Source organism: Pseudomonas sp. B20 (assembly GCF_020515755.1).
GTDB lineage: Bacteria > Pseudomonadota > Gammaproteobacteria > Pseudomonadales > Pseudomonadaceae > Aquipseudomonas > Aquipseudomonas syringae.
The window spans coordinates 107,823-116,142 of record NZ_JAHPJG010000022.1; the positions used below are offsets into that span (position 1 = coordinate 107,823).

Below are 8,320 nucleotides of genomic sequence, written 5' to 3' on the forward strand. Positions count from 1 at the left end.
TATGGACCTGACGATTCAACACTTTATTGCGCTTGCGCCACTGCTGATCACCAGCCTCACCATTGTCGTGGTGATGCTTGCGATCGCATGGCGCCGCAATCACTCGCAAACGTTCCTGCTTTCGGTAGCAGGCCTCAACCTGGCCCTGCTGTCGATTTATCCGGCATTGAAAGTCGCCCCTCTGGTCGTGACGCCACTGCTGCATATCGACAACTTTGCCTGCCTGTACATGGCGATCATCCTCGCCTCTACCCTCGCTTGCGTGACCATGGCGCACGCCTATCTGGGTGACGGCAAGGTCGGGTATCCGGGCAATCGCGAAGAGCTTTACCTGCTGATCCTGCTGGCAGCTGCCGGTGGACTGGTGCTGGTCAGCGCTCAGCATCTGGCGGGCCTGTTCATCGGCCTGGAACTGCTGTCGGTGCCTGTCTATGGGCTGGTGGCTTATGCCTTCTTCAACAAGCGTTCGCTGGAAGGCGGCATCAAGTACATGGTCCTGTCGGCTGCAGGTTCGGCGTTCCTGCTGTTCGGTATGGCGCTGCTGTACGCAGAGGCAGGCTCGCTGAGCTTCGACGGTATCGGCAAGGCCATCGCAGCGACCGGCATGCCGAGTCCGATTGCCAGCCTGGGTCTGGGCATGATGGTCGTCGGCCTGGCCTTCAAGCTGTCACTGGTGCCTTTCCACCTGTGGACCCCGGACGTTTACGAAGGCGCTCCTGCGCCGGTCGCAGCCTTCCTGGCAACTGCCAGCAAGGTGGCGGTATTCGCGGTACTGGTGCGTCTGTTCCAGGTTTCACCAGCAGCCAGCAGCGGTGTCCTGCATGACGTACTGGCAGTCATCGCCGTCGCGTCGATCCTGGTTGGCAACCTGCTGGCGCTGACCCAGACCAATCTCAAGCGTCTGCTGGGCTACTCCTCCATCGCTCACTTCGGTTACCTGATGATTGCGCTGGTGGCCAGCAAAGGCATGGCGGTCGAGGCGATCGGCGTCTATCTGGCGACTTACGTCCTGACCTCGCTGGGCAGCTTCGGTGTGATCACCATGATGTCTTCGCCTTACAGCGGACGTGATGCCGATGCAATGTTCGAATACCGTGGTCTGTTCTGGCGTCGCCCTTACCTGACGGCAGTCATGACCCTGATGATGCTGTCGCTGGCGGGTATCCCGCTCACCGCAGGTTTCATCGGCAAGTTCTATATCATCGCCACCGGTGTCGAATCGCAGCTGTGGTGGCTTGTCGGGGCTCTGGTAATCGGTAGCGCCATCGGCGTGTTCTATTACCTGCGCGTGATGGTCACCATGTATCTGGTCGACAACAAGCTTCCTCGCCACGACGCAGCCATCAACTGGGCACAGCGCACGGGCGGCGTGATGCTGCTGGCCGTTGCGATCCTGACCTTCGTGCTGGGTGTCTACCCGCAACCGCTGCTCGATCTGGTGCTCAACGCCGGTCTGCACGTAGCGGGCTGATCCTGCGCAAACGCAAAGCCCTGCTCTCGAGCAGGGCTTTTTTTTGTCTTCGAAAATGGCTGGAACGGCTACCCGGCAACGCTTTTCGCGGCACGAACAGCGCCAGGGGATAGGCCCATCGTTCTTTTGAATGCACGGCTGAAGGCAGCCAATGAACCGTAACCCAGTTGACTGGCAACAGCCTCCAGAGAACAGTGTTCACGGCTCAGCCTGTGCAATGCCAGGCGCATTCTCAGCTCCGTCAGGTACTGCAATGGCGGCATACCCGTAGCCTCGAGAAAGCGCTGTGCGAACACAGAGCGGGAATGCCTGGCCTCATGAGCAAGCGTGGCCACCGTCCAGTTTCTGCCTGGGTGCCGGTGCATCATGACAATGGCGCGACTCAGCCGAGGGTCTTGCAAAGCACCGAGCCAGCCTGTGGCATCCCCACAGCCGCCTGCAACCCAACCACGCACCAACAGCGCGGCCACGACTTCAGCAAGACGTGCCAGAATCCCCGCATGCCCGGCCTGCAGCATCAAGGTCTCACGCTCCATTGCCGCAAGCATGGGCCGCAGCTCGGGACATGTCTCCAGCAGAGTGCTGACCTGCATGACATCCGGCATGGCGGCAACAAGCGGTTGCATGCCGCCCAGCTCCAACTCCATGCAACAGCTGAAGATGATCGCGTGATCAAAGACTCCGCCCTCCTCGTCGTATGCCCCATTGTGAACGCCATCGACAATGCCGGTAGACGGGTCAAACAGCTGTATATCGCTCGCAGCCGTGTCTTCAGCCGACAAAATGGCATGGTGCCCACCGCGCGGAATAAGAACCGCGTCTCCGGTATCGAGCCTGCATAGAACGTTCTCAGCGCTGCGCAACCACACCGGCCCACGTCCGACGAAATGAAACTGTGCTCGCCCGATTGCGTTACTGAAGCCAACACCAAGAGGCGGTACGACTTCCAGCCTGCGGAATTGAACACCGAATAGACGCATACCGAGCAGCAGTTCGCTGATGGGGTCATTTGAGCAGGTTGGCATGGAGAACGGTCACCGCGAATTCAGGACGTTTAATCAATTTTTCAGGATTTTACGTCATAGACCGTCCTGCGTCATCGACCTACAGTGCGCCCATCACTTCTGCCGCAGGGAAATCGCCTCATGAATCACATTCGCTTCGTTCGCCTACTGCGTAATACCTGGCTTGTCGCGCTGTTAAGCGGACTATCGTCGATTGCCCTGGCAATAGACAAAAGCTACACCGTCACAGCCCCTGACGGCGTCAAGCTCGCTGTGCAGGAATCAGGAGATCCGAGCGGCCCGGCGCTGATTTTCATCCACGGCCTGCTGGGCAGTCACCTCAATTGGGAAAAGCAGATCGGTAGTCCTCAGCTACAGCGCTACCGGATGATTACCTATGACCTGCGCGGTCACGGTCTTTCCGACAAGCCCGGGAATATCGAGGCGTACCGCAATGGACGTCATTATGCGGACGATCTGGCAGCGGTAGTTGAAGCCACTGCAAGCAAGCGTCCGGTGCTGGTTGGCTGGTCAATGGGGGGCGTGGTCATGTCCAACTACCTCGCCGCCTATGGAGATGGGAAGATCGGCGGGGTTGTGTATGTCGATGGTGTCATCGAGCTCAACGCTGCTTTGATTACAGCCCATCCTCAAGTGTATGCAGGCCTGAGCTCAGAGGACCTGAAGACCCACCTTGATGCAGTAAGTACTTTTCTCGGCCTGTGCTTCCAGACAAAGCCGGATGCACTGATCTTCGAGCGGCTGCTGTCGAGTGCCGCGATGGCATCGTGGGCGATGACCCGTGCTACGCCTGCAATGACTGTCGATGCGGCAAAAGGCTTGCCCAGGGCAAAGGTGCCGGTATTGATGCTGTATGGCGGCAAGGATGAGCTGGTCAATGTTCAGCCCAGCATCGCACGTGCCCGGCAACTCAATGCGCGGATTCAATCCAAGGTTTACGAAAATTCAGGCCACGCGCCATTTCTGGAAGAAGCATCGCGCTTCAATACTGATCTGACAGCCTTCATGGACTCGGCTGCCATCGCGGCAAAAGGCTCAGAATGAGACCTGCTCCGGGAGTTATGTCCTAATCAAAAAAAACGCATGCCCCTGCCTGATAAATGGCAGGAGGCATGCGCGGGTCTGTGTCGGCTGCGCCTTCTTACGATATCAGCCAGGCAGTTTTACGGGCTTCTTGGCGCCGCTGAACAACCCCCAGCTGGACATGAACAGCGCCGCCACCAGAGGTCCGATCACAAAGCCGTTCAGACCGAAGACCGACATGCCGCCCAGCGTGGAAATAAGGATCAGGTAATCCGGCATTTTGGTGTCTTTGCCCACCAGGATCGGGCGCAGTACGTTATCCACCAGACCAATCACGAAGACGCCAAACAAGCCCAGTACCACGCCTTGCCAGATCATGCCGCTAAGCAGGAAGTAGATGGCCACTGGCGCCCAGACAATCCCGGCTCCCACCGCAGGCAACAGCGACAGGAATGCCATGATCACCGCCCAGAGCAGTGCACTCGGGATGTCCAGCACCCAGAAGATGAAACCGCCCAGCGCACCTTGCGTGACCGCGACCACCACGTTGCCTTTGACCGTGGCACGTACCACTCGGGTGAACTTGAGCTGCAGGCGACGCTTCTGCTGTTCGCCCAACGGGAAGGCCGTGCGGATCTTGCGTACCAGTTCCTGTCCGTCGCGCAGGAAGAAGTACAGCAGGTAGAGCATGATGAAGACGCTGACGACAAAGTCGAAGGTGCCCTGCCCGAAGCTGAATGCCTGGGTAGCCAGGTACTGACTGCCCTGCATCGCGCCCTTGGCGATCTTGTCGCGCAACCCTTCCAGGTCGCCCATGCCCAGACGATCGAGCAGCGCCTGCATGGAGTGCGGCAACAGGTCCTTGAACTCGGCCAGATAGCCGGCGATATCCAGTTGCCCGGTCTCGACGTTCTTGTACAGCGTGGTGCCCTCCTGAACCAGCAAGGCGCTGATCACGATCACCGGCAGAATGGCGATGACCAGACAGATCATCAGGGTGCACAGGGATGTGAGATTGCGTGACCAGTTGAACTTGATCTGCAATTTGCGCTGCACAGGCGCGAAGATGATTCCAAGGATGACCGCCCAGAACACTGCGCCATAGAACGGCAGCAGAATCCATATGAAGGCAATGGTCACCAGTACCAGTAGCAGAATGAGGGTTTTGTATTGCAGCGTGGTTTCGTTCATGTCCTGTCCATGTCATTAGACCGCGCATCGCGCCCGGTCTAGAGCTTAGTCAGCACACGAGCGCACGAGTGCCATCTTCCATGAAGGCAATATGAAGGCGAGGCCAGTAGCGGGTGATGGCAGGAGTTCAAGCCCCTGCCAGGCAAGCGTCAGACCCGGAACTGAACACCAGGCTGTCCAGGCGCGCACCCGGTTCGGCCAGGCTGCGTGAGGTCTCGGCGCTTTGCCGGGTTTCATCGGCGACGCCCTCGACTGAACCCGCGATCCGATGAGCGCTGCGATTGATTTCTCTGAAAGATTCCGGCTGACGTACTACGGGGCAGTCCGCTCTGGCAGGTCTATGCGTACCCGCAATCCCCCTGCCGGACTCTCCTGCAATTGCAGTTGACCGCCCCACGCCTCGACGATGTCGCGCACGATCCCCAGACCCAGCCCGTGACCGGTAATCTGCTCGTCAAGACGAGCACCACGGCTGAACACTTCTGCGCGTTGCGCCTCGGGAATACCAGGCCCATCGTCATCCACCAACAGACAGAAGCCCTGATGCTGACTCAGAATGTCCAGACGCACTTCGCTGTCGGCCCATTTGCAGGCGTTGTCCAGCAGGTTGCCGAGCAGCTCGAGAATGTCCTCTCGATCCCACGGCAGGTACATGCCCGCCTCGACATCGTTGATCAACTGGAGGTGGGCACCATGAATCATGCCCAGTGTGGAGAAAAGCCCGGGCAGTTCGGCGTCACAATCGAAGCGGGCTCCCGGTAGAGCGTCGCCGGAAAGGCGTGCGCGATTGAGCTCGCGTTCCAGACGCAGACGGATATTTTCCAGCTGCTCCTGCAGCGTCCTGCGCAAGGCCGGGTTGGCGTCCAATTGTCCGCTGAGGGCCAGGCTGAGCAAGACCGCGAGCGGTGTCTTCAAGGCATGTCCAAGATTACCCAGTGCATTGCGTGAGCGTTTCAGGCTGTCTTCGGTATGCGCAAGCAGGTGGTTGATCTGCGCCACCAGTGGTTCGAGTTCAAGGGGAACCTGATTATCCAGTTGTGAGCGCTGGCCCTGCTGGAGCTGAAAAATCTGCTCGCGAACGGTTTCAAGCGGACGAAGCGCTCTTCGCACGGTGATGCGTTGTAACACCAGCACCAGGATCAGCGCGGCAAGCCCAAGTCCCAGTCCGATCTGCTGCATGAGGCGAAAACTCGCCCTGACCGGCGTGTAATCCTGTGCGACGGTGATTGAAATCTGCTTGCCGAACTTGCGGTATTCGCTGGTCAGCATCAACAGCGATTGCCCGGTCTTGCCGAGCTCAAGATTGGCATGCAGACCCACCCCAGGCTGGGGCAGCTCGAAATCCCACAGCGAGCGGGAGCGCCAGTGCCCCTGCGGCAGATCCATGCGGAAATAATGGCCGGACAACGGACGCTGGTAGGCACCCGACAGGCGATGGTCATCCAGCTGCAGCCCGGCCGGTCCTCGTACCAGTGCTACCAGCAGGTTTTCACTTTCGTTGCGCAGGCCAGACTCCAGATAGCGCTGCAGGCCCACTTCGAACAGCCAGAGACTGGTCTGCGCCATCACCAGACCGACAACCACCATAACGGCGATCAGACCCAGACTCAGACGCCGCTGTATGGATTTCAACCGCCGGCTCCACCGTAAAGATAGCCCTGACCGCGGCGTGTCTCGACGACTGCGCGGCCCAACTTGCGCCTCAGGTGATTGACATGGACTTCGATGACGTTGGAATCACGCTCGTTTTCGCCATCGTACAAATGCTCTGACAGATGGCTTTTAGAGAGAATCTGTCCCGGGTGGAGCATGAAATAACGCAGCAACCGAAACTCAGCCGAGGTGAGCTGGATATCCACGCCATCGCGGCTGACGCATTGCCGGCCTTCATCCAGATTAAGGCCGGCCGATTCCAGTGTGGGCTGGTTGGCCAGCCCGTGCGAACGTCGCAGCAGTGCCTGAATACGCAGCTGCAGCTCTTCAGGATGAAAAGGCTTGGTCAGGTAATCGTCGGCGCCTGCCTTCAAGCCTTCTATACGCTCTGACCAGGAGCCTCGCGCGGTCAGAATCAACACGGGGGTCGCCAGACCTTTGCTGCGCCACTGCTGGAGAACCTCAAGCCCTGGCATGCCAGGCAAACCCAGATCCAGAACGATCAGGTCATAAGGCTCGGTTGCTCCTTGATGAACCGCATCGCGCCCGTCAGCCAGCCAGTCGACCGCGTAGCCTTGACGCCCCAGCGCAGCGAGCAGCTCATCGGCAAGGGGAACATGGTCTTCAACCAGTAGCAGGCGCATCAATCATCATCCTCGTCTTTCAGCAATCGGCTATCACGTGCATCGAACTTGAGCTCGCGGACGACGCCCTCAGGGGTCAGCAACTCAAATTCATACACGTACACATTATTCTTTTCCTCGAGCTCGGCCTCCAGCAGACGAGAGCCCGGATGAAGGCCCATCGCGCGCTCGATGAACTGTTCGAGAGGCAGGATGACCCCGCGCTGCCGCAAACTGAGCGCTTCATCCTGATTCAGATCTCTGGCATACACAAAAGAGCAGGTCAGGCTCAAACCAAGGATGACACAGAGACGCTTGTCGACATTCATTAGTTATCCTGATGATTCCTGTAGACCTGACCCGTGGCGGCGTCCATTTCGAGAACCCACTCAACACCCTGTTTGTCACGCAGTTCGACATTGTAAACGTACCTGCCGTAGATGTTCTTGAACTGCGTGCCGATGATACTGGCATCGGGGTGTTTGCTCAGCGCTTTGGCATCGAGCTTTTCAGCCGAATGAAGCGTACCGGCCTCACTGAGGCGCATCACTTCCTGTGGGTCGACCCCACGCGCCTGAATGAAACAGGACGTCAAAATAAATGTAAGGGCCGCCAGCAGGGTGGTCAGCGTTTTCATAGGGGGTACCCATAGCGATCGGTGCTTCTATGGCGTCCACCTTAACCGGTACAACTTAACTCAAACTGAATAGATCTGGCCGAGTGCCATCAAGCATTCTGGCAGGGTCATCGCGGCCAACCCTTGCATGGAGTTTCAGGCCATTGCTGTTAAACTCGTCGATTGCATTTATCGCGTGAGCGATCGCCATTTTTCCGGGGCCAATACACAGTGGAAATCTTCAAAGAGTTTACCTTCGAGTCAGCACACCGCCTCCCCCACGTTCCTGAGGGGCACAAGTGTGGACGTCTGCACGGCCATTCGTTTCGTGTCGGCATTCATCTGGCCGGAAAGGTTGATCCCCATACCGGCTGGATCCGGGACTTCTCGGAAATCAAGGCGATCTTCAAGCCGCTGTATGAACGCCTCGATCATAACTATCTGAATGACATCCCGGGCCTGGAGAATCCAACCAGCGAAAACCTGGCGAAATGGATCTGGAATGAATTGAAGCCTCTGCTCCCGGAGCTGTCGGCGGTCCGTATTCACGAGACCTGCACCAGCGGATGTGAATACCGCGGCGACTGATTGCGCTGACAATAAAAAACCACCTCACCGGTGGTTTTTTTGTGCCTGTCGATCGGCGGCAGATATAGCCACGCAGAGGCATGACGCATAGAAACGAAAACGTGTTTTCACGCTGATTTTTGCAGGCACC

At 58.1% G+C, this 8,320-nt stretch carries 9 protein-coding genes; 3 read left to right on the plus strand and 6 right to left on the minus strand.

The genetic code is table 11. The annotated features are described in order from the left end of the window. The first annotated feature begins 1 nt into the window (after position 1). Positions 2 to 1,471 carry an NADH-quinone oxidoreductase subunit NuoN gene (gene nuoN, locus LIX91_RS20785; protein WP_003317984.1) on the plus strand — a complete coding sequence of 490 codons (1,470 nt, stop codon included), beginning with the start codon at positions 2 to 4 and terminating at the stop codon, positions 1,469 to 1,471. Between the two features lie 68 nt (positions 1,472 to 1,539). Here the strand turns inward: nuoN and LIX91_RS20790 are convergent, their stop codons facing one another. After that, on the minus strand, positions 1,540 to 2,496 hold the full coding sequence (locus LIX91_RS20790) for an AraC family transcriptional regulator (RefSeq protein WP_226489061.1): 957 nt from the start codon (positions 2,494 to 2,496) through the stop codon (positions 1,540 to 1,542). A gap of 120 nt (positions 2,497 to 2,616) precedes the next feature. Between LIX91_RS20790 and LIX91_RS20795 the strand changes: the two genes are divergently transcribed. After that, a complete protein-coding gene (locus tag LIX91_RS20795) occupies positions 2,617 to 3,540 on the plus strand; it encodes an alpha/beta fold hydrolase (protein WP_226489062.1) in 924 nt (307 codons plus the stop codon). A gap of 105 nt (positions 3,541 to 3,645) precedes the next feature. On the opposite strand, the gene LIX91_RS20800 is transcribed toward LIX91_RS20795, so the two are convergent. The 5 genes from LIX91_RS20800 to LIX91_RS20820 all read right to left on the minus strand — a co-directional run bounded on the left by LIX91_RS20800 (position 3,646) and on the right by LIX91_RS20820 (position 7,623). After that, positions 3,646 to 4,710 carry an AI-2E family transporter gene (locus LIX91_RS20800; RefSeq protein WP_003411676.1) on the minus strand — a complete coding sequence of 355 codons (1,065 nt, stop codon included), beginning with the start codon at positions 4,708 to 4,710 and terminating at the stop codon, positions 3,646 to 3,648. 312 nt (positions 4,711 to 5,022) lie between these two features. After that, positions 5,023 to 6,342: a sensor histidine kinase gene (locus LIX91_RS20805; protein ID WP_046270274.1), complete on the minus strand. Its 1,320-nt coding sequence runs from the start codon at positions 6,340 to 6,342 to the stop codon at positions 5,023 to 5,025. Further along, a complete protein-coding gene (locus LIX91_RS20810) occupies positions 6,339 to 7,007 on the minus strand; it encodes a response regulator transcription factor (protein ID WP_003395667.1) in 669 nt (222 codons plus the stop codon). Before LIX91_RS20810 ends, LIX91_RS20805 begins: the two co-directional genes overlap by 4 nt. Beyond that, positions 7,007 to 7,315, minus strand: a complete 309-nt coding sequence (locus LIX91_RS20815; protein ID WP_003317989.1) for a PepSY domain-containing protein — start codon at positions 7,313 to 7,315, stop codon at positions 7,007 to 7,009. The genes LIX91_RS20810 and LIX91_RS20815 overlap by 1 nt, the downstream gene beginning before the upstream one ends. Beyond that, positions 7,315 to 7,623, minus strand: coding sequence for a PepSY domain-containing protein (locus tag LIX91_RS20820; protein WP_103697169.1), 309 nt, complete (start codon positions 7,621 to 7,623; stop codon positions 7,315 to 7,317). Before LIX91_RS20820 ends, LIX91_RS20815 begins: the two co-directional genes overlap by 1 nt. 210 nt (positions 7,624 to 7,833) lie before the next feature. Between LIX91_RS20820 and queD the strand changes: the two genes are divergently transcribed. Further along, entirely contained in the window at positions 7,834 to 8,190 is a 357-nt protein-coding gene (gene queD, locus LIX91_RS20825) for a 6-carboxytetrahydropterin synthase QueD (RefSeq protein WP_003317991.1), read from the plus strand. Positions 8,191 to 8,320 lie beyond the last annotated feature (130 nt).

Coding starts and splice junctions, on each gene's coding strand:
- nuoN (WP_003317984.1), top strand. CDS start 2: ATGGACCTGACGATTCAACACTTTATTGCGCTTGCGCCACTGCTGATC.
- LIX91_RS20790 (WP_226489061.1), bottom strand. CDS start 2,496: ATGCCAACCTGCTCAAATGACCCCATCAGCGAACTGCTGCTCGGTATG.
- LIX91_RS20795 (WP_226489062.1), top strand. CDS start 2,617: ATGAATCACATTCGCTTCGTTCGCCTACTGCGTAATACCTGGCTTGTC.
- LIX91_RS20800 (WP_003411676.1), bottom strand. CDS start 4,710: ATGAACGAAACCACGCTGCAATACAAAACCCTCATTCTGCTACTGGTA.
- LIX91_RS20810 (WP_003395667.1), bottom strand. CDS start 7,007: ATGCGCCTGCTACTGGTTGAAGACCATGTTCCCCTTGCCGATGAGCTG.
- LIX91_RS20815 (WP_003317989.1), bottom strand. CDS start 7,315: ATGAATGTCGACAAGCGTCTCTGTGTCATCCTTGGTTTGAGCCTGACC.
- LIX91_RS20820 (WP_103697169.1), bottom strand. CDS start 7,623: ATGAAAACGCTGACCACCCTGCTGGCGGCCCTTACATTTATTTTGACG.